Annotated in this window: 24 protein-coding genes; 14 read left to right on the top strand and 10 right to left on the bottom strand. The window is 39.5% G+C overall.

The features are described 5' to 3' along the window. Positions 1–3: 3 nt before the first annotated feature. Positions 4–1,224: a multidrug efflux RND transporter periplasmic adaptor subunit AdeF gene (gene adeF / locus ACO6UW_RS01050; protein WP_057062035.1), complete on the bottom strand. Its 1,221-nt coding sequence runs from the start codon at positions 1,222–1,224 to the stop codon at positions 4–6. A 200-nt stretch (positions 1,225–1,424) separates the two neighbouring features. On the opposite strand from adeF, the gene adeL reads away from it, so the two are divergent. The 5 genes from adeL to ACO6UW_RS01025 all read left to right on the top strand — a co-directional run bounded on the left by adeL (position 1,425) and on the right by ACO6UW_RS01025 (position 5,694). After that, on the top strand, positions 1,425–2,456 hold the full coding sequence (adeL, locus tag ACO6UW_RS01045; protein ID WP_014207232.1) for a multidrug efflux transcriptional repressor AdeL: 1,032 nt from the start codon (positions 1,425–1,427) through the stop codon (positions 2,454–2,456). A gap of 175 nt (positions 2,457–2,631) precedes the next feature. After that, positions 2,632–3,417, top strand: a complete 786-nt coding sequence (locus ACO6UW_RS01040) for an ABC transporter substrate-binding protein (RefSeq protein ID WP_014207231.1) — start codon at positions 2,632–2,634, stop codon at positions 3,415–3,417. Positions 3,418–3,508: 91 nt separating this feature from the next. Next, positions 3,509–4,198, top strand: coding sequence for an ABC transporter permease (locus ACO6UW_RS01035; protein WP_005073444.1), 690 nt, complete (start codon positions 3,509–3,511; stop codon positions 4,196–4,198). Further along, the gene (locus ACO6UW_RS01030; RefSeq protein ID WP_057062034.1) at positions 4,195–4,908 is read left to right on the top strand and encodes an ABC transporter permease; all 714 of its coding nucleotides are present in this window, start codon (positions 4,195–4,197) and stop codon (positions 4,906–4,908) included. Before ACO6UW_RS01035 ends, ACO6UW_RS01030 begins: the two co-directional genes overlap by 4 nt. A 9-nt stretch (positions 4,909–4,917) precedes the next feature. After that, positions 4,918–5,694, top strand: coding sequence for an ABC transporter ATP-binding protein (locus ACO6UW_RS01025; protein ID WP_005068251.1), 777 nt, complete (start codon positions 4,918–4,920; stop codon positions 5,692–5,694). Between the two features lie 75 nt (positions 5,695–5,769). Here ACO6UW_RS01025 and abeS read toward each other — a convergent pair whose 3' ends face one another. From abeS to ACO6UW_RS01005, 4 genes are all read right to left on the bottom strand, one after another. Then, entirely contained in the window at positions 5,770–6,099 is a 330-nt protein-coding gene (gene abeS / locus ACO6UW_RS01020) for a multidrug efflux SMR transporter AbeS (protein ID WP_004700493.1), read from the bottom strand. Between the two features lie 237 nt (positions 6,100–6,336). Continuing rightward, a complete protein-coding gene (locus ACO6UW_RS01015) occupies positions 6,337–6,600 on the bottom strand; it encodes a YfhL family 4Fe-4S dicluster ferredoxin (RefSeq protein ID WP_057062033.1) in 264 nt (87 codons plus the stop codon). Positions 6,601–6,602: 2 nt separating this feature from the next. Next, positions 6,603–7,973: a tRNA 5-hydroxyuridine modification protein YegQ gene (gene yegQ / locus ACO6UW_RS01010; RefSeq protein WP_057062032.1), complete on the bottom strand. Its 1,371-nt coding sequence runs from the start codon at positions 7,971–7,973 to the stop codon at positions 6,603–6,605. Between the two features lie 56 nt (positions 7,974–8,029). After that, positions 8,030–9,496: a PLP-dependent aminotransferase family protein gene (locus ACO6UW_RS01005; protein ID WP_081037727.1), complete on the bottom strand. Its 1,467-nt coding sequence runs from the start codon at positions 9,494–9,496 to the stop codon at positions 8,030–8,032. A 232-nt stretch (positions 9,497–9,728) separates the two neighbouring features. On the opposite strand from ACO6UW_RS01005, the gene ACO6UW_RS01000 reads away from it, so the two are divergent. Next, positions 9,729–10,598 carry a PhzF family phenazine biosynthesis protein gene (locus ACO6UW_RS01000; protein WP_002118248.1) on the top strand — a complete coding sequence of 290 codons (870 nt, stop codon included), beginning with the start codon at positions 9,729–9,731 and terminating at the stop codon, positions 10,596–10,598. Positions 10,599–10,653: 55 nt separating this feature from the next. Here the strand turns inward: ACO6UW_RS01000 and ACO6UW_RS00995 are convergent, their stop codons facing one another. Further along, positions 10,654–11,433 (bottom strand): ferredoxin--NADP reductase, encoded by a 780-nt coding sequence (locus tag ACO6UW_RS00995; protein WP_002118187.1) that lies wholly within the window; start codon positions 11,431–11,433, stop codon positions 10,654–10,656. 101 nt (positions 11,434–11,534) lie between these two features. Between ACO6UW_RS00995 and tsaA the strand changes: the two genes are divergently transcribed. After that, positions 11,535–12,266 carry a tRNA (N6-threonylcarbamoyladenosine(37)-N6)-methyltransferase TrmO gene (gene tsaA, locus ACO6UW_RS00990; protein ID WP_081037728.1) on the top strand — a complete coding sequence of 244 codons (732 nt, stop codon included), beginning with the start codon at positions 11,535–11,537 and terminating at the stop codon, positions 12,264–12,266. 8 nt (positions 12,267–12,274) lie between these two features. Here tsaA and ACO6UW_RS00985 read toward each other — a convergent pair whose 3' ends face one another. Next, on the bottom strand, positions 12,275–13,546 hold the full coding sequence (locus tag ACO6UW_RS00985) for an MgtC/SapB family protein (RefSeq protein WP_057062030.1): 1,272 nt from the start codon (positions 13,544–13,546) through the stop codon (positions 12,275–12,277). A 255-nt stretch (positions 13,547–13,801) separates the two neighbouring features. On the opposite strand from ACO6UW_RS00985, the gene ACO6UW_RS00980 reads away from it, so the two are divergent. The 4 genes from ACO6UW_RS00980 to ACO6UW_RS00965 all read left to right on the top strand — a co-directional run bounded on the left by ACO6UW_RS00980 (position 13,802) and on the right by ACO6UW_RS00965 (position 18,107). Then, complete coding sequence (locus ACO6UW_RS00980) at positions 13,802–15,559, top strand: GspE/PulE family protein (RefSeq protein WP_057062029.1); 1,758 nt, start codon at positions 13,802–13,804, stop codon at positions 15,557–15,559. 80 nt (positions 15,560–15,639) lie between these two features. After that, positions 15,640–15,999, top strand: a complete 360-nt coding sequence (locus tag ACO6UW_RS00975; RefSeq protein WP_002118236.1) for a NirD/YgiW/YdeI family stress tolerance protein — start codon at positions 15,640–15,642, stop codon at positions 15,997–15,999. A gap of 108 nt (positions 16,000–16,107) precedes the next feature. Further along, positions 16,108–16,770 (top strand): response regulator transcription factor, encoded by a 663-nt coding sequence (locus tag ACO6UW_RS00970; RefSeq protein ID WP_014207221.1) that lies wholly within the window; start codon positions 16,108–16,110, stop codon positions 16,768–16,770. Beyond that, entirely contained in the window at positions 16,767–18,107 is a 1,341-nt protein-coding gene (locus ACO6UW_RS00965; RefSeq protein ID WP_057062028.1) for a sensor histidine kinase, read from the top strand. Before ACO6UW_RS00970 ends, ACO6UW_RS00965 begins: the two co-directional genes overlap by 4 nt. A 72-nt stretch (positions 18,108–18,179) precedes the next feature. Here ACO6UW_RS00965 and hemP read toward each other — a convergent pair whose 3' ends face one another. Beyond that, complete coding sequence (gene hemP / locus ACO6UW_RS00960; protein ID WP_002118129.1) at positions 18,180–18,350, bottom strand: hemin uptake protein HemP; 171 nt, start codon at positions 18,348–18,350, stop codon at positions 18,180–18,182. A 136-nt stretch (positions 18,351–18,486) separates the two neighbouring features. Here hemP and ACO6UW_RS00955 point away from each other — a divergent pair, with 136 nt between their 5' ends. Next, positions 18,487–19,383 (top strand): NUDIX domain-containing protein, encoded by an 897-nt coding sequence (locus ACO6UW_RS00955; protein WP_057062027.1) that lies wholly within the window; start codon positions 18,487–18,489, stop codon positions 19,381–19,383. A gap of 25 nt (positions 19,384–19,408) precedes the next feature. Here the strand turns inward: ACO6UW_RS00955 and ACO6UW_RS00950 are convergent, their stop codons facing one another. Together ACO6UW_RS00950 and mrcB are read right to left on the bottom strand one after the other, a co-directional pair. Then, the gene (locus ACO6UW_RS00950; RefSeq protein WP_057062026.1) at positions 19,409–19,957 is read right to left on the bottom strand and encodes a tetratricopeptide repeat protein; all 549 of its coding nucleotides are present in this window, start codon (positions 19,955–19,957) and stop codon (positions 19,409–19,411) included. Between the two features lie 21 nt (positions 19,958–19,978). Then, positions 19,979–22,375 (bottom strand): penicillin-binding protein 1B, encoded by a 2,397-nt coding sequence (mrcB, locus tag ACO6UW_RS00945; protein WP_422405102.1) that lies wholly within the window; start codon positions 22,373–22,375, stop codon positions 19,979–19,981. A gap of 185 nt (positions 22,376–22,560) precedes the next feature. Here mrcB and ACO6UW_RS00940 point away from each other — a divergent pair, with 185 nt between their 5' ends. Then, on the top strand, positions 22,561–23,469 hold the full coding sequence (locus tag ACO6UW_RS00940) for an NAD(+) kinase (protein WP_005073476.1): 909 nt from the start codon (positions 22,561–22,563) through the stop codon (positions 23,467–23,469). Next, complete coding sequence (locus tag ACO6UW_RS00935) at positions 23,466–23,738, top strand: YeaC family protein (RefSeq protein WP_002118245.1); 273 nt, start codon at positions 23,466–23,468, stop codon at positions 23,736–23,738. The genes ACO6UW_RS00940 and ACO6UW_RS00935 overlap by 4 nt, the downstream gene beginning before the upstream one ends. Positions 23,739–23,806 lie beyond the last annotated feature (68 nt).

Raw genomic sequence — 23,806 nt, 5'->3', positions numbered from 1 at the left:
TGATTAACCTTTTGCCGGAGTTGATGTTTTATCTGTTGGCTGAGGTTGAGGAATAGTACTGCTAGCAGTGATTTGTGAATTTGGCATTGGAACGAGGTGCGGGGTCACAGGGTCACCCGGACGAATTCGCTGTAAGCCGTTCACTACAATACGATCACCTGCTTGTAATCCGCTATTCACGATTTGCAAACCATCTTGTTGGGCACCGAGTTTTACTTCACGGTAGGCCGTCTGATTTTTAGCATCAACTACTACGACAAAGCGTTTATCTTGATCGACCCCAACTGCGGTTGGGCTAATCAGAATTGCTGAACGAGGTTGACCACCGCCTAAACGGATTCGTGCATATAAGCCCGGTAATAAAACACCGTTTGGATTATCAAAAGTCGCGCGAACACGAATCGTACCCGAGGTTGCATCTAGGTTATTGTCAATTGAGTTGATCGTACCTTCGCGAGAGAAACCAGTTTCATTGGCAAGTCCCATATAAACAGGAACTTGTGCTGAGTTGCGCTGGTTACTGATATATTTCAGATAAGTTTGTTCATCAACATCGAAAGATGCATAGAGGCGAGAGACAGATACTAAACTTGTTAAGACTTGTGCACCGTTACCCGCAGAGACTACATTGCCGACTGTTACTTCGGCACGGGAAATTCGACCGCTGACAGGCGCAGTAATACGGGTGTACTCTAGATTTAAGCGGGCAGATTGAACTGCTGCTCTAGCGGCTTGTAGGTTGGCACTGGCTGAGTGTGCATCATTTTGAGCTAAATCTAGCTCTTGACGTGAGACAGCATTACTTTGAATTAAACGTTGAATACGAGAAAGATTAGAACCCGTATAAGTGACCTGTGCTTCAGCTGAAGCGAGTTGAGCTTGGGCACGATTCAGTTCTGCCTCGAAAGGTCGTGGATCAATGGTAAAAAGTAAGTCGCCTTTTTTTACGAGACTGCCATCTTTGAAGTGAACGGCAATGAGTTTGCCGGAAACTTGAGGTCGAATATCGACTTGATCAATTGCTTCTAAACGACCGGAGTATTCTTGCCAGTCGGTAATAGTTTTGCTGATGACATTAGAAATATCAACAGTTGCAGCTTGTTGGGCAGAGGTCGGTGCAGCTTTTGCATCGGCATTTTCATGTAAAAACATAAAACTGCCTCCTGTTGCTAAAAGGGCAACAAAGATGGCAGACAGTGCGAACTGTTTGCGGGAAAATGACATGAGGTGCTCCTAGTTATTTGGATACCTGTTTTCAGACTTTTAGTTGTGGTCCGTATGGGAGAAACAGGGTTTATGGGATGGACGGAGCATAAAAGTTTGTCAATCACGAATAAATATATTAAATTCGATAACACTATTCGTATTTTTATAACAATTGGTGCATTTGATTAAAAAATGCATTGATTGATAGGAGTGTGCGTGTGGATCTATTTCATGCGATGAAAGTATTTAACAAAGTTGTCGAAACAAATAGTTTCAGTTTAGCTGCTGACAGTTTAGGCCTACCGCGTGCTTCTGTGACGACAACCATTCAAGCTTTAGAGAAACATTTACAAGTTCGTCTGTTGAATCGTACAACACGAAAAATCAGTCTCACACCGGATGGTGCCGTATATTATGATCGGACAGCCCGTATTTTAGCGGATGTTTCCGATATTGAATCTTCCTTTCATGATGCAGAGCGGGGACCAAGAGGTCAGCTTCGTATTGATGTGCCTGTATCGATTGGACGTTTGATTTTAATTCCAAGGCTGCGCGATTTCCATGCACGCTATCCAGATATTGATTTAGTAATTGGCCTTAACGACCGACCTGTAGATTTGGTGGGAGAGGCCGTCGATTGTGCAATTCGGGTCGGTGAATTAAAAGATTCAAGCTTAATTGCGCGTCGTATTGGAACTTTCCAGTGTGCAACAGCTGCTTCACCGATTTATTTAGAAAAATATGGCGAGCCCACTTCAATTGAAGATTTACAGAAAAATCATAAAGCGATTCACTTCTTTTCAAGCCGTACCGGACGCAACTTTGATTGGGACTTTGTGGTTGATGATTTAATTAAAAGTGTGTCAGTACGTGGACGTGTTTCTGTAAATGACGGTGATGCTTATATCGACTTAGCTTTGCAGGGTTTCGGTATAATTCAAGGCCCACGTTATATGCTCACCAACCATTTAGAATCGGGTTTGTTAAAAGAGGTATTGCCTCAGTGGACGCCGGCGCCAATGCCGATTTCAGCAGTTTATCTTCAAAATCGTCATTTATCGCTTAAAGTAAAAGTGTTTGTAGATTGGGTCGCCGAATTGTTTGCAGGTTGTCCATTGCTGAGTGGTTGCTCAATGTCCTTAGATCAAAAATGTGAATTTGCCTGTGATAAAGAAACTGGTCATGAATATACAATTCGTACTTTGGTCGAGCAGCATAATATTGCTGAAGCTTACACACTCAAAAACTAACTTAAAATTTGAGTGATTTTTCAACATTTAAACAGTTAATACAATCCATTATTCAGACACCTTCATAAATCCTTAATTTACTGGTATAGAAATTGCAATTCTTTCGGCAGAAGAGTAATTTAGAAATTGCTCAAATTTTTATCACCTTATTAGGATTTTAAGGAGAAGCTTCAAGATGGCAAGCTTTATGAAAAAAATGTTCGTTTCAACAACCCTAGTTTTGGCTGCTGTTGCGACGAATGTTCAAGCAAAGGATTGGAAGGTGATTCGTTTTGGTACTGAGTCGTCTTATGCGCCGTTTGAATATAAAACACCAGATGGCAAGTTAACTGGTTTTGATGTTGATTTGGGTAATGCAATTTGTGCAAAACTCAAAGCCAAATGTGTTTGGGTTGAAAACTCTTTTGATGGGATGATTCCAGCACTTAAAGCGAAAAAATTTGATGGCATTCTTTCATCAATGACCGTTACTGATGAGCGTGCAAAACAAATTGCATTTAGTAGCAAAATCTACAATACACCAACCCGTATGGTTGCAAAAAAAGGCTCGCCTTTATTACCTACCGCTGCCTCTTTGAAAGGTAAACGTGTCGGTGTACAACAGGGCACAATTCAAGAAACTTATGCTAAAACCTATTGGGCGCCAAAAGGTGTAACGGTTGTACCTTATCCAGTCCAAGATTTGATTTATCAAGACATGATGTCAGGTCGCTTGGATGCAACTTTACAAGATGCAATTATGGTTGATGGCGCTTTCTTAAAACAACCAAAAGGTAAAAACTTCAGTTTTGCTGGTGGTAATGTGGTTGATGCAAAAACACTAGGTGTAGGCGCAGCTATTGGTTTACGCAAAGAAGATGCGGATTTAAAAGCCAATATTAATAAAGCACTCGCTGCAATCATTGCAGATGGTACATACAAAAAACTCGAGAAAAAATATTTCTCCTTTAGCATTTACTAATGATGTGAAAAATGTCGGCTTTAAGCCGACATTTTTAGATCTATTCTCATCTCATCAATATTAGATATTGTTTTTAAGGAGAAGATGAGTCATGTTTTTTTCTGGCTTTGGGCCACTCCTGCTCAGCGGGACATGGATGACCATACAGCTTGCGTTGTTGTCACTTTTACTTTCTGTGATTATTGGCTTAATTGGTGCGAGCTCAAAACTCTCTAGTATTAAAATTTTACGTTATATAGCAACCGCTTACACTACGCTAATTCGAAGTGTACCTGACTTGGTGATTATGCTGCTGTTATTTTATAGCTTGCAGTTGGGTCTCAACCAAATTACTGAAGCACTGCAAATGGACCAAATTGATATCAACCCATTTGTGGCGGGTGTGATTACTTTAGCGTTCATTTATGGTGCATATTTTACCGAGACCTTTCGTGGTGCATTTCAATCGGTTCCAAAAGGCCAAATTGAAGCAGCAATGGCCTATGGAATGACTCCTTGGCAGGTTTTTCATCGAGTGTTATTCCCTCAAATGATGCGTTTTGCGCTGCCTGGTATTGGTAATAACTGGCAAGTTTTAATTAAGGCGACCGCACTAGTTTCTATTATTGGCCTGACTGACATTGTAAAAATTACGCAAGATGCAGGTAGAAGTACCATGCAACTGTTCTTTTTTAGCATCGTGGCTGCTGCCATTTATTTAGCGATTACCACCGTGTCGAATCTGATTTTAATGTGGCTTGAACGTCGTTATTCTGCTGGTGTGAGGAAGGGACAATTATGATTGAAATCCTTCAACAATATTGGCAGGCATACCTTTGGACCGATGGTTTGCAAATGACTGGCGTAGCGATGACGACTTGGTTATTGGTGCTTTCTATTGGCATTGGTTTTGTTCTCGCTGTGCCCTTGTCACTTGCACGAGTATCGGAAAACCTTTGGTTGCGTGGCCCAGTTTGGTTATATACCTATGTTTTCCGTGGCATACCACTTTACATCCAACTGCTGATTATTTATTCAGGTATTTACAGCTTTGATTACATCCATGAACACCAGACTCTTGATGCTTTTTTTCGAGAGGGTATAAATTGCACCATTTTGGCATTCGCGCTCAATACTGGTGCATATACCACTGAAATCTTCGCTGGGGCGATTCGTTCTATTCCACATGGCGAGATTGAGGCTGCACAAGCTTTCGGTATGTCGAAATGGAAACGATACACTCGCATTATCATTCCGTCGATGTTACGCCGTGCTTTACCATTTTACGGCAATGAAGTCATTTTAATGTTGCACGCGACAACCATTGCATTTACAGCAACTGTTCCTGACATTTTAAAAATTGCGCGTGATGTGAATGCGGCAACCTATGACACCTTCAATGCTTTTGGAATTGCCGCGGTGTTATATGCAGTGTTGGCTTTTATTTTGATTGGACTATTTCGTAAGCTTGAAAAACGTTGGTTGGCATTTTTAAAGCCATCGAATCATTAGGAGACATAAATGGAACAAGTTGCAAAACTAGTGATTCGCGATTTACATAAGAAATTCGGCGATCATGAAGTGCTTAAAGGAATATCACTTGATGCAAATGCCGGTGATGTGATTAGTATTATTGGTTCATCGGGTTCAGGTAAAAGTACTTTACTCCGCTGCATTAACTTTTTGGAACAACCGAGCAATGGCACGATTAAGCTCAATGGTGAAAAACTACGCACAGTCTTTGATAAAAAAGGCAATTTAAAAGTAGTTGAACCAAAGCAACTACAAAAAATGCGTACGCAGCTCATGATGGTATTTCAGCATTTTAATTTATGGTCTCACATGACAGTGCTGGAAAATGTCATTGAAGGGCCCATTCACGTACTTGGGGTAAAACGTGCTGAAGCTGAAGAGCGTGCACGCAAATATCTGCGTAAAGTTGGATTACCTGAAAGTGTTGAAAGTAAATATCCGGCATTTTTATCTGGTGGTCAGCAGCAACGTGTAGCGATTGCTCGTGCTTTGGCTATGGAACCAGAAGTTATGTTGTTCGACGAACCAACCAGCGCGCTTGATCCAGAGCTGGTGGGTGAAGTACTAAAAGTAATGCAGGGTTTGGCTGAAGAAGGACGTACTATGATTGTGGTGACACATGAAATGGGCTTTGCACGTCATGTATCTAATCAAGTGATTTTTTTGCATCAAGGGAAAATTGAGGAACAGGGCCATCCTGATGAAGTACTCAATAACCCGAAAAGTGAGCGTTTAAAACAATTTTTGACGGGCAGTTTGAAATAAGCTGTTCATACCGAGTAAGGTGAAATTTTTTATAAAAAGAGTTTCATCGTACTCGGTTGCTTTTTAATTATATTTTTATAAATGGGTATTTTTAGAAAACACATTAATAATGATAATACCTGCAATCATTAAAGTAAGACCAATACAGGCCGCCAAGTCTAAATGCTGTTTGTAAAATATCCAGCCAATTGCAGAAATTAAAATAATACCCGCACCCGACCAAATAGCGTATGCAATCCCGATCGGAATTGTTTTTAGCGTCAGCGACAATAAATAAAAAGCAATTGCATAGCCCACCACCGTAACGATGGACGGAATGGGAACAGTAAAACCTTGAGATGCTTTTAAGGCTGAAGTTGCAATGACTTCACAAGCAATCGCAATTGCTAAATAAAGATAAGACATGGGGAGCTACGCCAGAAAGAGTTTTAATCAATCTATATGAAATGTTGAAATGGTTAGACCAGTTTTAACGATTGTGCAATTTTTGGGGTACAAAAATACCAGTAAAACAAACTGAACTGATCATTTGATTTTATCATTAGCAAAGTGGCTTAAGCTATTTATTCATTTATTTAATCATTGATCTGTATAGTCATAAAAAGAGGATCAGCCACCTTAGCCTGATCCTCGATAGACTTTTTAAGAGATAGATTCGCCGAGTATATTTAAATCCTTAAATTTCTCTAGCAGTTGCTCTTTATTTTCAATATGTGCAGGGTCTGGTTTTATGCAATCGATAGGGCAAACCGCCTTACATGTGGGTGCATCATAAAAGCCTACACATTCGGTACAACGGTGTGGATCAATTTCATAAACTTTGTTGCCTTCAAAAATGGCGATGTTCGGGCATTCTGGTAAGCACATATCACAATTGATGCAGTCACTTGTAATCAAAAGCGCCATATTTAACTCGCTGAATAAGCTAAGGTAGAGGCAGTAATGTTTTCCTTAGCATGCGGCAAATTGCGTATGAGTAGGGCATAACTAACATCAACATCTTGTGAAAGTGGAATCTCAACAAAATGCCCCGAACCTTTAGCATCGGTAATTGGGTTACCTTTTAAATCGCGCATTTCGGTTAAAGTAAAGGTGATATTACCTTGAGGCGTCATCAGCTCAAGTGAGTCGCCCACCACAAAACGGTTTTTAACTTCAATGCGAATATAATCGCCGTGACGTTCTAAAACCTCTCCACAAAATTGTTGGTAGTCGAAATGCGATGAACCATCAGCATAGTTTTGATATTCGCTATGCACATGACGTCTTAAAAAGCCTTCGGTATAACCACGGTTTGCCAAACCTTCGAGTTGGGTCATTAAGCTTGGGTCAAAGGGTTTACCTGCTAAAGCATCATCAATAGCTTTTCGATAAATTTGAGCAGTACGCGCACAGTAAAAATACGATTTAGTACGGCCTTCAATTTTCAGTGAGGCGATGCCCATTTTGGTTAAACGATCTACATGCTGTACCGCACGTAAATCTTTAGAGTTCATAAAATAAGTACCGTGTTCATCTTCTTCGGCAGCAAACATGTCTTCATCATTACGTTGTACAAGCAAAGTTTGAGCTGAAGTTGTCTCTGATTGTGCTGATGAGCAGCACGACTTTTCTGAGGTGTTGAGCTGAGTGACTGGAATTACATCGCCGTTTGCATCTTCTTGGGCTTCATGCAACTTATAGTCCCAACGACAAGCATTGGTACAAGCACCTTGGTTGGCATCACGTTTGTTCATGTATCCAGAAAGTAGGCAACGACCTGAGTAGGCCATGCATAGTGCGCCATGTACAAAAACTTCGAGTTCAATATCTGGTACGTGTTGCTGGATTTCTTCTATTTCTTCTAATGACAACTCACGAGATAAAATGACACGGCTTAAGCCGTAATCTTTCCAAAATTTAACAGTGGCCCAGTTAATTGCGTTGGCTTGAATAGATAGATGAATTTGTACTTCTGGAAAATGCTCACGCACCATCATGATTAAGCCCGGATCAGACATAATAAGAGCATCTGGTTGCATCGCTACAATCGGCTCAAGATCACGAATAAAGTTTTTTAATTTGCTGTTATGTGGCTGAATATTCACCACAACATAAAACTTTTTACCCAAAGCATGCGCTTCATCAATTCCGATTTTTAAATTGTCATGATCAAAAGCATTATTACGCACACGTAAACTGTAACGTGGTTGGCCTGCATATACGGCATCTGCACCATAGGCAAATGCATAGCGCATGTTTTTTAGTGAACCTGCGGGAGATAGGAGTTCGGTTTTCATAAAATAAAAGGCATAAAAAATATATGGTTTTATTTTATTAACTCTATATTTTGGATTCAACCTACTGAATTAGTAGGGATTTGATCATTATCCTTTTGTACGGGCAGCATATTTTTTGCTAGCTCTCCTAAGCGCATCAAAGCATTTAACATTTTGGGATTTAACTCAAAACAAGCTGCAATTCGTAAACAATGACTAAAACGTTTATCAGCCGAACACAAAATTCCGGGCATACATAAGATTTTTTCGTCCATTGCTTGGTGAAACAGTTCTAGGGTATCAATTGATTCGGGTAGTTCTAACCATAAAATAAATCCCGCTTGCGGACGACTGACTCGGGTACCGATTGGGAAAAAGCGACAAATATAAGATTTGATGGTGTCAATTTGCTGTTGATAGCGTTTTTTGAGTTGACGTAAATGCAGGTCATAACCACCATTCTCTAAGAAAAGTCCTAAAGTTTCTGTGAGTAAAGCTGGCTCTGCAACAGTGGTTGTAAATTTAAGCTGCTGCACAATATTACGAAAGCGCCCAGCTTCTAACCAACCAATCCGATAATCAGGTGCTACAGTCTTGGTATAGCTAGCACACACCAAAACCCATCCGTTTTGGTCAAACGCTTTGATGTTGGGTAAGAGGGGCTCGGTGAGTTGCAATTCGGCATACATCGCATCTTCAATGACAGGAACTTGGAACTGATTAGCTAACTCTGCCAAGCGACGACGGTTACTTTCAGGCATGCTAAAACCGAGAGGATTGTGTCCTGTTGGAATGGTTAAAATGGCTTGTACACTTTGAGATTTTAATAGTTCTTCAAGAGCATTTAGGCACATACCTGTATGTGGTGAGGTCGGCACTTCTACAATTTTTCGGCCTAAATTATGGAGGAGTGGGTACAGGTTGTGAAATGTTGGAATCTCAAGCGCTATGCTGTCACCCGCTTGAGTGGTTGCCATAATCGCAAGACTTAAAGCCTCCATCGTGCCATGAGTCAGCACAATATCATCTGCTGAAAGAAACATACCTAGCTGTAAGCTTCGCCTAGCAATTTGAGTACGTAAACGTATAGAACCGGGCGGCAAGGTATAGCTTTTAAAAATATCTGATTGAGAGCGCAACACCTGAGCAGTTAAGCGTTTTAAGCGCTCAATTGGATAAAAATTTTCCCCAGAAGGGCAAGCTAGGGCCAAATTGACATAGTCGGGGTCCATTTGTTTTTTAACAATTTGTGCGAGAAAACAGCTAATTCCTGAAAGAGATACTTTTTCTTCACTGACATAACGCTCTTCGAGTTCTAATAAGTTTGAAGGAGCATGACAAACATAGTAGCCAGACTGTGGACGAACTGAAATTAAACCTTGATCTTCAAGCTGGCGATAAGCTTCTTTTACGGTATTAATACTAACCTGATAATGCTGGGCACAATCTCGAATTGATGGCAACCGAGAACCCACAGGTTGCCTGCCATTTTGAATTTGCAGGGTGAGGTCATCACTCACTTTTTTATATTTGTACATGTCAATTCATTAAAAAGCCAAAGCAATGGATACACTTTATAGTGATCTCTTAATTATCTCAAATATTGTTAGTTTTATAGATTTATCCATTTAATCTGAATCTATTTTTAACAACTGTGTCTATTATTTTTAATATTAACTGATACTGTGACCATTAAAAATAAATCAGTAAGATCAAGAAATGGTGAGGACTTAATAGCCATAATTTTTTAATTACAAAATCAGTAGGAGTGGGTCTATGTCTGTTGTTGCATTTAAACAAGTTGATGTTTTTACTTCACAAGCATTTAAAGGAAATCCTGTTGCGGTCATTATGGACGCCAGCACTTTAACGTCTGAGCAGATGCAAGCCATTGCGAACTGGACCAATCTTTCTGAAACCACATTTGTACTCCCTGCGACCGATTCTCAAGCTGATTATCAGGTTCGAATTTTTACTCCGCAAAGTGAGTTGCCATTTGCAGGCCATCCTACAATTGGTACTGCCTATGCTTTGCTTGAGGCGGGTCTAATTAAAGCGAAAGAAGGTAAGCTGGTACAGCAGTGCGGTGCTGGTTTAGTGACTCTGACCGTGAGTGAGTCAAGTCATATTTCATTTGAACTCCCTAAGCCTAAAATTACTCCACTAGATGCTATGCATACTGAGAAATTAGCAGAAATTTTAAAATGTGAAATTAATACTCAATGGAACGCTGCATTGGTTGATGTAGGGGCGCGCTGGATTGTATTACAAGCTGTTAATGCTGAGGCTGTTCTAGATAGCCAACCAGACTTTGCCGCTTTAAAAGAACATGATTTAGAAATGAAAGTTACGGGTGCGACAGTTTTTGGTTTTCATGAAAATAATGATGAACAAAAACACATAGAAGTTCGTTCATTTGCCCCTTCATGTGGAATAAATGAAGATCCTGTTTGTGGTAGTGGTAATGGTAGCGTAGCTTCATTTATTCGTTATTATGGGATTCTTCCTGCACAAAATGATGTCGTACTTTCTTCACAAGGTGGGGCGGTAGGTCGAGACGGACAACTTCAACTTGAATTGTATCAAGATAAAATTTTGGTGGGTGGAACCGCTGTCACCTGTATCGATGGCACAATTAAGTTATAAAAACAGAAATAAAAAACCGAGGACTTTGCCTCGGTTTTTTTATTTCTAGAAAAAATTATTTTTCTACGAACGCACGTTCAATGACGTAGTCGCCCATTTCACCCATACGAGGTGATTCAACTAAACCGTGTTGGTCAAGTAATGCAGCCACATCTTTTAAGAATGCAGGGCTACCGCAAAGCATTGCACGGTCAGTTTCACGGTTGAAGCGTGGTAAACCGATTTTTTCAAATAAAGCGCCAGTTTCAATTGCAGTTGTTACACGGCCTTGAGTGTGGAAAGGTTCACGAGTAACAGTAGGGTAGTAAACAAGCTTGTCTTTAATACCTAACTCTTCAAAGAATTCATGGTTTGGTAATTCGTTCAAGATAAGGTCTTGATAAGCTAATTCAGAAATATAGCGTGTACCGTGAACAACGATTACTTTTTCAAAACGTTCGTAAGTTTCTGGATCACGAATAATTGATAAGAATGGAGCAAGACCAGTACCAGAAGATAAAAGGTATAAGTTTTTACCTGGTAAAAGGTCATCATGAACCAAAGTACCTGTTGGTTTTTTAGAAACTAAGATTTCATCACCAACTTGTACTTTTTGCAAAATCGAAGTTAAAGGACCGTCTTGTACTTTAATTGAGAAGAATTCTAACTCTTCTTCGTAGTTTGCACTTGCAATCGAATACGCACGCATTAACGGTTTGCCATTCACTTCAAGTCCGATCATTACGAACTGACCATTTTTAAAACGTAAGCTGGTATCGCGTGTAGTTTTAAAACTGAAAAGAGTGTCATTCCAGTGGTGAACATGAGTAATGCGTTCAACGTTAAAAGCAGCCATTAAAGGTCTCGATCACGATTAAAAGAAAACAGATTGCTATTCTAATCTAATTTCATTCCCGATAAACTGAATATATTTAATTGTGTTTATAAGAAAAAGTGATGATCAATTCTGTCACCTTCCCTATCATTGGCCACATGTGCTCTCCCTATCGTGAAAAATTCGGTATTCCACGCCAGCCTAATTTGGTCAATATCGAGTCTTATATTGATATGGTAGAACCATATAACGACTTGTTAGCATTTGAGGGAATTGAGCAATTTAGTCATCTCTGGTTAGTTTGGCAGTTTCATGACAATAAAAATCAAGGCAGTGCAGATAAGTTCCGTCCACAGGTTCGTCCGCCACGTTTAGGTGGTAATGAAAAAATTGGAGTATTTGCTACACGAAGTATGTATAGACCTTCTCCAATCGGGCTTTCAGTCGTAAAACTTAATAAAGTCGAAAAAGTGGGGAAGTCTGTGCGTGTCTATGTCACTGGAAGTGATTTATTAAATGGCACCCCAATTTTAGATATCAAACCCTATATTCAATATTCTGATGCAATTGCGGAGGCTCAAAGTGGTTATGCACATGCAGAACCTGAACGAAAGGCAGTCATGTGGACTGAAGCTGCATTAACAGCGCAAAAATATTTTCTTCAAAATAAAGAAATAGATTCGCAATACATTGATGAGCTTGAGCAAGTATTAGCTTTAGATCCTCGGCCTGCCTATCAAGAAGACTCTGAAAGAATCTATAAAATGAAATTTTCAGACTTTGATATTCATTTTAAGGTCGATCAGTTTGTAGTTACCCTCATTGATGTGGTGAAGACTTCTGCGCTTGCATAATAGATATTTTAAAACCAGTGGATGTTGAGCCAAAGTAAAGTAATAAAAATAGCCATATGAATGAGCTGGGCGGGAACGAAAGCAAGGGCATAGTGTAGTCCGCCCGAAATTGCAGAGTTCACACTTTTAGCAAGAGCGTGAACTGCAAAACCTCCTAAAAAGGCAATTAATAAAGGCGTCATATGTGCGCTATCAGGTTCTCCTTGCACAATGACCGCCGCTATAGCTGCATGTATTTCAAATAATGAAGCAAGTAAAGTCCCCGCGATTAATCCCGCATCGCCTAAAGATAGACTTAAACCATAAACACCTGCCTGAATAAGGGTAAGTGTACCCGCAATAATAATGGCTTCTTTTAAGCTGAACATTCTTGAGTCCAGCTCGGGTGAAGCTGTACTAGGCTCGGCTTTACGTAATAAAATAAAGGCCCATACTGCTAAAACTACTAAGGCAATAAGTGTAGGAAATATAATCAGCTTGAACCAAGCAAAGCTAATGCCGATCACAATAATTAAGGTTTGAATCAGTGTTGAAACGCAAGACATCAATGCAGCACCTGCATTTGTTGTTGCGTTGGCTTTGCCTGAGCGTACTTCTAAACCTAAACTGGCAATAGTTGCTGTACTAGAAACAAATCCAGAAGCTAAAGAAGAAAGTAATAAAGCATTTTTAGATGACAAAAGTCGCTTTGCTATATGGGCAAGGGCTTGTACAAATAAGATTAAAGTCAGTAATTTTAAAATCACATGTGGATTTAAAACTGGACCCCAAAAAGGTTTATTTGGAACTAAAGGCAAAGCAATTAACAGTAAGGCAAGTAGAAAAATACCATCACGTAATTCAGATTCAGTAATCCACTGACTGGCAATACCATGCATAGACTGCTTAGCTATTAAGATAGTTGTCATGATCACAGCTAGGCCGGCAGCGAGCGAAATATTCCAAATACAAAGTGCCCCGATGAAGTAAGTCATAATAAAGGCGAGTTCGGTGGTCACGCCCGGGTCATTGGGTTGATTTTTGAGGGAAACAATACTAATGGCACCAATGAGTAAGGCACCTACAATTCCAATTTCAATGCCAAATAAAAAACAGACCGCTCCTAATAATGCACTAATGGCAAAAGATCGAAATCCCGCAAAGGTTTTATATTCATGTTTAAGCTTACTTCGTTCTCGTTCTAAACCAATTAATAAGCCACAACCAAGCGCCGCAGCAATGACTGTAATGAATTCTTCAAATGATGCTGTTTGTAATGACATTGTCATTGGAAGTTCCATATTACTTCCTCTTCGCTTATTGTTATATGTGGATTTGAATCATTTTAAAATCATGTATTCATGTTCAGTTTATGCTTTTTATTATAGTGAGCATAGTGTCTTTTTTAGACAAAACTATGTAGAAAATATTTCTATAAATATGACCTGTGACACAAAAAAATATTAAGATGAGAATTGGTTTAATTAACTGATGTTAAAGGATATTTAAATGTGAAACATCTCTGCTATATTATAAAAATATATTGGGGATAACGCATGAATGCACATGTAGAAATAGATACGTATTGGTGTCTAGAACAACTATTACAAGAAGGCCGTATAACAGAACGAGATAAATTACTGGTACAGACAAGTCACCGCCAAAAAGACCAGTTAAAGTGGCATCCATTACAGTGGATAGCACATTTTAATTTAAAAGATCAGCAACACACACATGCGCATTTGAGTTTAAACCGCTTATGTTTATGGTTTGCAGATCGGGTTCAGCTACCTCTATTTGTGATCGATCCTTTAAAGGCAGATGTCAGCGCTTTAACGCAGGTCATGTCACAAGAGTTTGCCATTCGTAACCATATTTTAGCTGTTGAAATTCATGCTGACCGAATCGTGATTGGAACAGATCAACCATTTCAAACAGATTGGCTTAATAACCTTGAACGTAGTCTAGCGCCTAAAAAAATTGAACGGGTACTGCTTAATCCCGAACAGTTACAACGCTATTTGCGCGAATATTATCAGGTGAGTCGCGCGGTAAACTCTGCTCAAAAAGATGCAGCTCATGACCGTGACAGTAAAAATGTTGAAGCACTTTTGCAGCTTGGCGATAGTCAAAACCCAGATGCTAATGATCAGCATATTGTGAAATTAGTCGACTGGATTTTACAGTTTGCATTTGAGCAGAGTGCCAGTGACATTCACATGGAACCGCGTAAAGATAATGGTAAAGTCAGGTTTAGGATTGATGGCGTTTTACACACTATTTATAACATGCCTTCAAATACACTGACCGCCGTGATTTCTCGGATTAAAATTTTAGGACGTTTAAATGTAGCGGAAAAGCGTAAACCGCAAGATGGTCGATTAAAAACACGGATACCTAAAGGGCAAGAAACCGAATTACGTTTATCAACCTTACCAACCGCATTTGGTGAAAAACTGGTTATGCGTATTTTCGATCCTGATGTGTTGGTACGTTCTTTTCAGCAATTGGGTTTTGAGGAGCGTTTATTACAACAGTGGCAACAATTAACAAAAAATAGCCACGGTATTATTTTAGTCACGGGTCCCACAGGCTCCGGTAAAACGACCACGCTATATTCATCTTTAAAGCAGCTTGCAACCGAGCAGGTCAATGTATGTACCATTGAAGATCCGATTGAAATGCTAGAGCCTAGTTTTAACCAAATGCAGGTCAATAATACAATTGAATTAGGCTTTGCAGACGGTGTGCGTGCGCTTATGCGCCAAGACCCTGACATTATTATGATTGGGGAAATTCGTGATCAAGATACAGCGAATATGGCCATTCAGGCAGCATTAACAGGTCATTTGGTTTTATCAACTTTACATACAAATGATGCACCGTCTAGTTTGACTCGTTTACATGATCTAGGGGTACAGTCTTTTCTGACAGCCGCAACCATTTTAGGTGTGCTCGCACAGCGTTTAGTACGGCAGCTTTGCCCACACTGTAAGCAAAAAACTCATATTAATGAGGATGAGTGGGAACACCTAACCTTTGACTACATTATGGAAATGCCTGAAACGGTTTATCAGGCAGTAGGCTGTGAAGAATGTCGTCATACAGGCTATAAAGGGCGAGTCGGTATTTACGAATTTATGCCAGTCAGTCTTGAGCTTAAACACCTTATTAGTAGTCATGTGACATTAAATGATTTAAGAACTCAAACTAAAAAAGAAGGTATAGAACCTTTAAGAATTGCAGGAGCCCGTAAAGTGATTGAAGGACTTACGACATTAGAAGAGGTCTTGAGGGTTGTGCCATTAAATTAAGTTTTTCTTAAGATTCACCTCATTTATGGTTGATTTAATTGCTTTATCCCAAGAGGGAACCATAAACAGAGGGTAATAATATGAATATGCTTAAAGTAATGTTGATGACTGCTGGTATGACTGCTGCTGGCGTAGTTGTCGCGAATACACCAGTGAATCAAGCTGCAATTGCTCCGGCAACTGTCACCACAGTAAAACAGGCATTAACCTCAAAAGATAATACACCGATCAAATTACATGGTCAGGTTGTAAAGTCTTTAGGTGATGAAAAATATCAATTCCGTGATAAGACAGGTAGCATTACAATTGATGTAGATGATGAACTTTGGCAAGGTCGCCCTATTTCAGCCAATACAAATGTGACTTTAATTGGTGAAGTAGACATTGACTATAAACCTTTAAAACGCGTAGAAATTGATGTGGATCAAGTTCAGTTCTAATGAATAAGGTCTGTAGATCTACTACTTTTAGCCGCATTTAAATCATGCGGCTTTGCTTTTTTTATAAAGGCTTGGCAAGATCAAATCAGGATATAACAGGAAAAATAGATGAGAATTTTGCTTGCAGAAGATGATCGCTCTCAAGCTGAAAGCATTCAATCATGGTTAGAGTTAGACGGTTATCAGGTAGATTGGGTCGAAAGAGGTGATTATGCACTTACGGCAATCGAACAGCATGATTATGACTGTATTTTGCTTGATCGGGGACTACCTCAACTGGCTGGTGAAAAGGTTTTAACAACGATCCGCCATAAACAAAAAAATGTTCCTGTTATTTTTATTACTGCACGTGACAGCATTCATGATCGGGTAGAGGGGCTAGATTTAGGCGCAAATGATTATTTGGTTAAGCCTTTTAGTTTAGAAGAGTTATCGGCTCGCATCCGCGCTCAATTACGCAAACAAACTTTGAGTCAGCAATCGGTTTTAACATGGGGTGACTTACAACTTGATACACAAGCGAAAGTTGTATTAAGCGCAGGCAAGTCTATCGATTTAACTGCAAAAGAATTCCAAATACTGCGTAAGCTTATGGTGCATCCCGAGCATATTATTACCCGTGATCAATTAGAAGAAGCACTCTATGCATGGGGCGAGGAAATTGAAAGTAACGCAATCGAAGTATTTATTTATCAACTTCGAAAAAAAATCGGAAGCAGCAGTATTAAAACCATACGGGGGCTAGGCTACCGTATGGGAGATGTAAAATGAAATCGAATCGCTCATCTTTGCAGTCTCAACTGGTTAAAACTACGATGTGGAGTAGTATCGTGGTGGGATTACTGGCTTTAAGCTTACTCACCATATTTTCTATCTATCACAACATGTCAGTGCAAGATGAAATTATGGATGAAATTTCAGATACTTTGCTGGTTTCAGATCTTTCTGAACACTCCATGAAACAGTTTGATGAGTTGAGTGATGAATTTGATATTCAATATGAGTTATTAAACACAGGCCAAGTACTTACTCATTCTCATAGCTATCAGCATGAACTTTTTGAGCAAGGTAACTTATCAAAAGGTTTTTCGTATTTTTGGTTTGATGGCCAATTATGGCGTAGTCTGGCTGCACAACAAGAAGACTCTCAGCTACAAGTTGAAGTTTTTCAACCAATGAGTACACGTGTTGAAGAGGTACTCAAAGCACTTGCTGGATATAGCGGTCTTATGGTGTTGTTCTGGCTATTACAATGGGTGATTATAAGTTGGCGTACCGAACATGAGTTGGCCGCGTTAAATCTACTCTCTAGACGGATTGCTCAAAAAACTGCATCAAATTTAGAACCGATTCAAGAGCCGGATGTCATTACAGAAATTCAACCTGTTATAGATGCTTTAAATCAATTGCTTGCAAGACTGCAAAGAGCTCTCGTTGCTGAACAGCGTTTTACCGCGGATGCTTCGCATGAGCTACGCTCTCCCTTATCTGCCATACAAATGCGTCTTCAGGTTTTGCAGCGTAAATACCAACATCTTCCAGAACTTCATCAAGATTTTGAACGCATACAAGAAGACGTTTCTAGAAGTACAAAAATACTTGAAAATTTATTACTTCTGGCCCGCTTAGAACCTAATGAAGCTGAACAGCCTGAACTTCCTAAGACAGTTATCGATTTAAATTACTTACTAGCAAGAGTCATTGAAACTGTAGATTTAGACGCGAAAGCTAAACAGATGTTGATAGAGACCAATACTTTATCGACAGAAACTAAAACATATGCGAATGAAGAATTACTGTTTATTGCTTTTAGAAATTTATTTGATAACGCCATTCGTTATAGCCCGACACTAGGCTCTATTCATGTTGAGATTAGTCAATATGAACAGCAAATTAAGGTGTGTATTGAAGACACGGGAAATGGAGTAGATGATGAAGTGCTATTACGGTTAGGGCAGCGTTTTTTTCGGGTACTGGGTACTCAGCAGCAAGGTTCTGGCTTAGGAATTTCAATTACTCGAAAAATTATTGAATTGCATAATGGCAAATTACGTTTTATGCATGCTGAACAAGGTGGTCTGAGGGCAGAGATTATTCTTCCTTCATAAAAAATAGCATGGTTACCCATGCTATCCATTTTTTGTTTTCCCACGAATATTATTGAAACGCGAGTATATTTTTTATTTAGTTAAAATTAGGCGATTGTTGCGAGTGAGGCGTAAACGATATTCCTCGCCAGCATGCATAATGCGAATTTCACGGCCTAATGCAAAGAGGTTATTAGAATGTAACATTGGTAAGGCGTGAGCTGTGTCATTGTTACGGGTAAATAAGCTAAAAGGTGCGTTCATTTGTTGTGCTCCGTGGTATGTTCTTGAACGATTTAAATGATAATCATTATCGAATAGATCTGTCAATGAGATTTTTAAGATTTTATAAAATGATAAAATTTGCTTACACTTGAGAAAAGTTTTAGAGAGTAAAAAGATGCCCAAACCAATAGTCGATGTCGCTATAGCAATCTTGATCCATCGTGGAAAAATATTAGTTGGATGGCGCGAAGAGCAGCAACATCAAGGTGGAAAGCATGAGTTCCCTGGTGGAAAGGTTGAACAAGGTGAAACACCAGAAGAAGCCTGCCGCCGTGAAATCTATGAAGAAGTGGGTATTGGTTTAAAAGATTGGCATCAGTTTGATTATATTCACCATGAATATGATGACATTATCGTCAACCTTCATTTGTTCCATAGTTATGTACCTGATGAGTTATTAAATCTTATTCACCAGCCATGGGCATGGTACACACGTGATCAGCTACTTCATTTAAACTTTCCAAAAGCCAATAAAAACATCATAAAACGACTCTATTGGCCTCATCTCATCAAAATTAGCAATACGCTTTCAACGGTAGAAAGTAGTGATGCTTTATTGTACTGGCGTATCGAAGAATTCGAGCCGCAGTATATAGAGCAATTAACTGCTTTAGATGAAGGGCAACGATCAAGTTTAATTATAAATGTAGATATCTGGCATCAATTAAGTCCTGAATTACAAAAACAAATAAAGACAGTTCATTTAAAGCAATCTCAACTCATGAATTTGCATAAAGGCGATTTAACAGTGGGCGTACGTTATATTGCTGCTTGTCATGATGCCGTTTCTTTAAAACAAGCTCAGCAGATTGGTTGTGATGCTGTTTTTATTAGTCCTGTAAAACCAACAACGACTCATCCAGATGCTGTTGTATTAGGTTGGGAACGTTTTAGTGATCTCGCTCAAAATAGCCAGATTCCAGTTTTTGCATTAGGAGGAGTGCATCCGGATGATTTAGCCACTGCACAGCAGCATGGTGCATATGGCTTAGGAGGTATTCGTAATTTCTAATGAGAAAATAAAAAAGCATTAAAAGCTAAAGGGCTTTTAATGCTTGCTGTGCTTCTTGAACAGTTTTTTGATTATTGCGTTGTTGCCCAGCTTTTAAGATAACCAACCAAAGCTGCTTTTTCATTGGCTGACTTTGGGCAAAACTCAAACCACGTCTTGCTAAAGACTCAGCATTAGAATATTGCTGTTCATGATTTGCCGTAAGTGCAAGAAATAAATAAGTCTCAGCGGCCTGTGGTGCTAAACGCTGTGCTTGAAGTGCATAGCGCTCTGCCTCTGACCACTGCTGATTTTTATAAGCCTGCTGTGTTTTTTGCATTAAAACTTTAAATGCAGGTAACTGGCTGCCATCATCACTAAAATGTTGAGGCTTTTTTTGCTGAGGAACAATCACCTGTAAATTTTTACGTTGAATTTCTGGGTGATCATAAGGCGTAATTTTTACACCTGATGGAGTTTCCGTCTTTTTGACTGGAGGAGTAGGTGTTTTCTCTTTGGAGTCAGAATGATCGGGCAGAGTTGTGCAGCCGACCATAAGAACAGCACCAATATAAAAAACACCTTTCTTCAACATATCCTAATTTCCTGTTAACGCTTAGTTGTTATAACTACCACTTGAAATTACCCGTGAGTTGTTTGACAGATCTTGTTCCATCTGGTTTTCACTTTCACGAATATAACTGTCGGTATTATCATCCTGAGAGTCAGGAATTGTGTTATCACTTTGTGGCGTATATGTTGGATCAACTTGATAATAAGGTGCTCCACATGGCGTAGCACGGTGCGGAACCGTATGCGTTAGCATCGGAATATACATAGCACCATCACAAGCTTGAGCAGATAAATCACCCGTTGCACGGTCAATCCACTGCCACTGTACAGTGTCTGGTTGGCGTAGGTTTACAGGCGTTTGACGTAATTGTTTCATCACATTAATCCATACTGGCAATGCACCAGATGAACCTGTTAATCCAGTCACTTTGTTGTCATCTAAACCTAACCACACTACAGCAACGTGGTTACCTGAGTAACCCGCAAACCATGAGTCACGTGTATCGTTAGTCGTGCCTGATTTACCCGCCAATTTTAAAGCTGGAGACAAGCTATTATAAGCTGCGCGACCAGTACCCGAAGACATGACCTGTTGTAAACCATAGTTCATGATATAACCAACAGATGGATCAATGGTTTGTTGAACATTCAGGCCATAACGGTCAAGCAGGCGACCATTGGCATCTACGACAGATCGAATCGCACGAGTTGGATATTTAAAGCCACCTGTAGCAAAGTTCTCATAAATTCCCAGAACCTCCATTGGTGACATATTGACTGCCCCAAGGAAAATAGAAGGGTAGGCAGGAATGGTCGACTCAACACCAAACTTTCTTAAGTTGTTTGTAAATGTAGATAAACCAAACTCTTGACCCAAGCGTACAGCAGAGAGGTTATATGAATTTGCCAAAGCTTCACTCAGGCTGACTACACCATGTCCGCCACCACTATAGTTTTTAGGTGTCCAACTTTTGCCACCATCTACAGGGACACTAATCGGCGCATCTTCAATTTGGGTTGCCCAGTTGTAACGCCCAGATTCAATAGCACTTAAATAAATTACAGGTTTTAATAAAGAACCGACTTGACGTTTTGCATCTACAGCACGGTTAAAACCAGTAAAGTCTTGTGTAGAACCAACAGCAGCAACGAGCTCGCCGTTTTCTGGATGTGCAATGAGTACCGCACCCTGTAAGTTTTTCAAACGGGCTGGGTTGCTGTTTGCTAAGCGGTCTACTGAAGCTTTAAACGCATTTTGAACTTGAGTTTGAGTAATTGGGTCTAAAGTCGTAAAAATACGTAAGCCTTGATTAGTTAAATCACTTTCTTGATATTCTGTGCGTAATTGACGACGCACAATATCTAAAAAGTCAGGGAATTTTGCAGGACCTAAACTTGGTTTGCTTAGCACATTTAAAGGACGTGCAATTTCATCTTCGTATTCTGCTTGAGTTAAATAGCCCATTACACGCATGTTATTTAATACGGTATCGCGGCGTTTTTTTGCACCTTCAGGATTTTTCCAAGGATTATATAAAGAAGGGCCTTGCACTAAACCAACTAAATAAGCTTGCTGTGCAACGCTAAGTTCACGTAACAGTAAACCAAAATAAAATTGAGAAGCCAAACCATAGCCATTAATTGAGTAGCTACCATTTTGGCCTAGATTCACTTCATTTAAATAGGCTTCTAAAATTTCATCTTTGCTGTAATGCAGCTCAATGAGTAAAGCCATTAATGCTTCATTAACTTTACGTTTTAATGTGCGTTCAGGTGTGAGATAGAAGTTTTTAACTAATTGTTGAGTTAGGGTTGAACCACCTTGACGCTTTCCGCCTGTAATATTACTCACCAATGCACGAGCAGTACCACGAATTGAAACCCCGTGATGATGATAGAAATTACGGTCTTCTGTTGAAATTAAAGCTTCAATAAGAGGTTTAGGGACATTATTCAGTTTAATGAGAACACGGTCTTCATTATGTTGAGGGTAAATCCCTCCAATCAAAAGTGGCTCTAGCCGCGCAACACCTGTTGAAGAAGGTTTTGTACTTCGAACTTCAGCAACTTGATCATTTGCAAAACTTAATTCTAGTACTTGTTCGGGTTCAACACTGTCGCCGTAATCAAAACCACGTGTATGGATATACATATTGCTACCCTGAGCAACATAGGTTCCAGACTTGTCATAATTACTTGAAGTTTTGTAACCCAAGAGTTTTAATTCTTGAGTGAAATTTGCTTGGGTAATAGGTGCGTTATTATAAATTTCCAAAGGTCGTGCGAACACTTTGGCAGGAATATCCCACCGTTGTCCTTCAAATTTTTCACGGATAATATTATCTAAACGAATCAGATAGATACTAAGAGCAATAAAAGCACCAATGACCAAAATGGAAAAGATTAGTGCAAAGAAACCGATACCACGTTCAAACTTCATAAAAATGAGATAAAACCCTAACAATGCCTGTAATGATGCGATAGCTTGTCATCAATTTGCAATGATAAAACTGTGAATAATTGGAAAACTTAGATTGAATTTTACAGCATCTTGTTGTTATGTTTTTTTAAATTAATCAGGTTAATGTTATTATAGCCAAGTATCGCAGCGGAGCTTACTCATTCGTGCAAATTTCACATAAGTCCTTCAGAAACGTCGGGTTAATCGGTCGACCAGATAAATCATCAGTAGTAGAAACACTATGTTTAATTCATGATCATTTGTTGAACCTAGGCTTAAACCCCATTTTTGATCAGGAAACTGCTGAATTAGTGCCTTATGATCATGCACAAATTGTAAGTCGTCATTTATTGGGTGAAGTTGCTGATTTAGTCATAGTTGTTGGAGGCGACGGTTCTTTACTCCATGCTGCTAGAGCTTTAGTTCGCTACAATACGCCTGTTATCGGTATCAACCGCGGGCGGTTAGGTTTTTTAACTGATATCAAACCTTCAGAAGCCATTTTTAAACTTGACCAAGTACTTCAAGGGCATTTCCAGCTTGACCGTCGTTTCTTACTTGAAATGGAAGTACGAACAAATGGTGAAGTCATTTATGACGCCATTGCTTTAAATGATGTGGTTTTGCACTCGGGTAAATCAGTACACATGATTGACTTCGAACTTAATATTGATGGTCAATATGTTTACCGCCAACATAGTGATGGTTTAATTGTTTCGACTCCAACCGGATCAACGGCTTATGCATTGTCAGGTGGTGGTCCAATTTTACATCCAAGTATGGATGCTATTGCATTAGTTCCAATGCATCCCCATACATTGTCATCACGTCCCATCGTAGTCGGTGGTCAAAGCGAAATTAAAATCGTTATTCGCGAAAATCGGGTATTACCAATGGTGAGTGCAGATGGACAACATAGTGTCTCGCTCAATGTTGGAGACAGTTTACACATCCGTAAACACCCATTTAAACTAAGTTTATTGCATCCACCAGGTTATGATTTCTATATGGCCTGCCGTACCAAACTTGGTTGGAACCAAGATTTTGAATCTTTTCAAAGAGATGAATCATGAATATTGAACAAATGCTATCTGTTTTAAACCCTGAAATTGTAGAGCGTTTAAAAACAGCAGTAGAAATTGGTAAATGGCCAAACGGCGTTGTTTTAACTAAAGAGCAGCGTGAAACTTGTATGCAAGCTGTAATCGCTTGGGAGTTGAAGAACTTACCAGAAGATCAGCGTAGCGGTTATATTGACCGTGGTACCAAAGAAGAAGGTGAAGAGTGTGATGATGATCATCACAAGCATGAACCAGAGTTTAAACCGATTCGTTTTGTTTAAAACTTAATAAGACAGAAAAATTATTTTTGGTTATTCCATAGAGCCTTATATAGCATGTTTTTCATAAG

It is taken from the genome of Acinetobacter sp. JADD-222, from assembly GCF_049310645.1.
This window is presented reverse-complemented; position numbering and strand designations above follow the sequence as displayed.

Coding starts and splice junctions, on each gene's coding strand:
- ACO6UW_RS01015 (WP_057062033.1), bottom strand. CDS start 6,600: ATGGCGCTTTTGATTACAAGTGACTGCATCAATTGTGATATGTGCTTA.
- ACO6UW_RS01040 (WP_014207231.1), top strand. CDS start 2,632: ATGGCAAGCTTTATGAAAAAAATGTTCGTTTCAACAACCCTAGTTTTG.
- ACO6UW_RS01000 (WP_002118248.1), top strand. CDS start 9,729: ATGTCTGTTGTTGCATTTAAACAAGTTGATGTTTTTACTTCACAAGCA.
- abeS (WP_004700493.1), bottom strand. CDS start 6,099: ATGTCTTATCTTTATTTAGCAATTGCGATTGCTTGTGAAGTCATTGCA.
- tsaA (WP_081037728.1), top strand. CDS start 11,535: ATGATCAATTCTGTCACCTTCCCTATCATTGGCCACATGTGCTCTCCC.
- ACO6UW_RS00965 (WP_057062028.1), top strand. CDS start 16,767: ATGAAATCGAATCGCTCATCTTTGCAGTCTCAACTGGTTAAAACTACG.
- yegQ (WP_057062032.1), bottom strand. CDS start 7,973: ATGAAAACCGAACTCCTATCTCCCGCAGGTTCACTAAAAAACATGCGC.
- ACO6UW_RS00935 (WP_002118245.1), top strand. CDS start 23,466: ATGAATATTGAACAAATGCTATCTGTTTTAAACCCTGAAATTGTAGAG.
- ACO6UW_RS00955 (WP_057062027.1), top strand. CDS start 18,487: ATGCCCAAACCAATAGTCGATGTCGCTATAGCAATCTTGATCCATCGT.
- ACO6UW_RS01030 (WP_057062034.1), top strand. CDS start 4,195: ATGATTGAAATCCTTCAACAATATTGGCAGGCATACCTTTGGACCGAT.
- ACO6UW_RS00985 (WP_057062030.1), bottom strand. CDS start 13,546: ATGGAACTTCCAATGACAATGTCATTACAAACAGCATCATTTGAAGAA.
- ACO6UW_RS01035 (WP_005073444.1), top strand. CDS start 3,509: ATGTTTTTTTCTGGCTTTGGGCCACTCCTGCTCAGCGGGACATGGATG.
- mrcB (WP_422405102.1), bottom strand. CDS start 22,375: ATGAAGTTTGAACGTGGTATCGGTTTCTTTGCACTAATCTTTTCCATT.
- ACO6UW_RS00995 (WP_002118187.1), bottom strand. CDS start 11,433: ATGGCTGCTTTTAACGTTGAACGCATTACTCATGTTCACCACTGGAAT.
- ACO6UW_RS00950 (WP_057062026.1), bottom strand. CDS start 19,957: ATGTTGAAGAAAGGTGTTTTTTATATTGGTGCTGTTCTTATGGTCGGC.
- adeF (WP_057062035.1), bottom strand. CDS start 1,224: ATGTCATTTTCCCGCAAACAGTTCGCACTGTCTGCCATCTTTGTTGCC.
- ACO6UW_RS01025 (WP_005068251.1), top strand. CDS start 4,918: ATGGAACAAGTTGCAAAACTAGTGATTCGCGATTTACATAAGAAATTC.
- ACO6UW_RS00970 (WP_014207221.1), top strand. CDS start 16,108: ATGAGAATTTTGCTTGCAGAAGATGATCGCTCTCAAGCTGAAAGCATT.
- ACO6UW_RS00975 (WP_002118236.1), top strand. CDS start 15,640: ATGAATATGCTTAAAGTAATGTTGATGACTGCTGGTATGACTGCTGCT.
- ACO6UW_RS00980 (WP_057062029.1), top strand. CDS start 13,802: ATGAATGCACATGTAGAAATAGATACGTATTGGTGTCTAGAACAACTA.
- hemP (WP_002118129.1), bottom strand. CDS start 18,350: ATGAACGCACCTTTTAGCTTATTTACCCGTAACAATGACACAGCTCAC.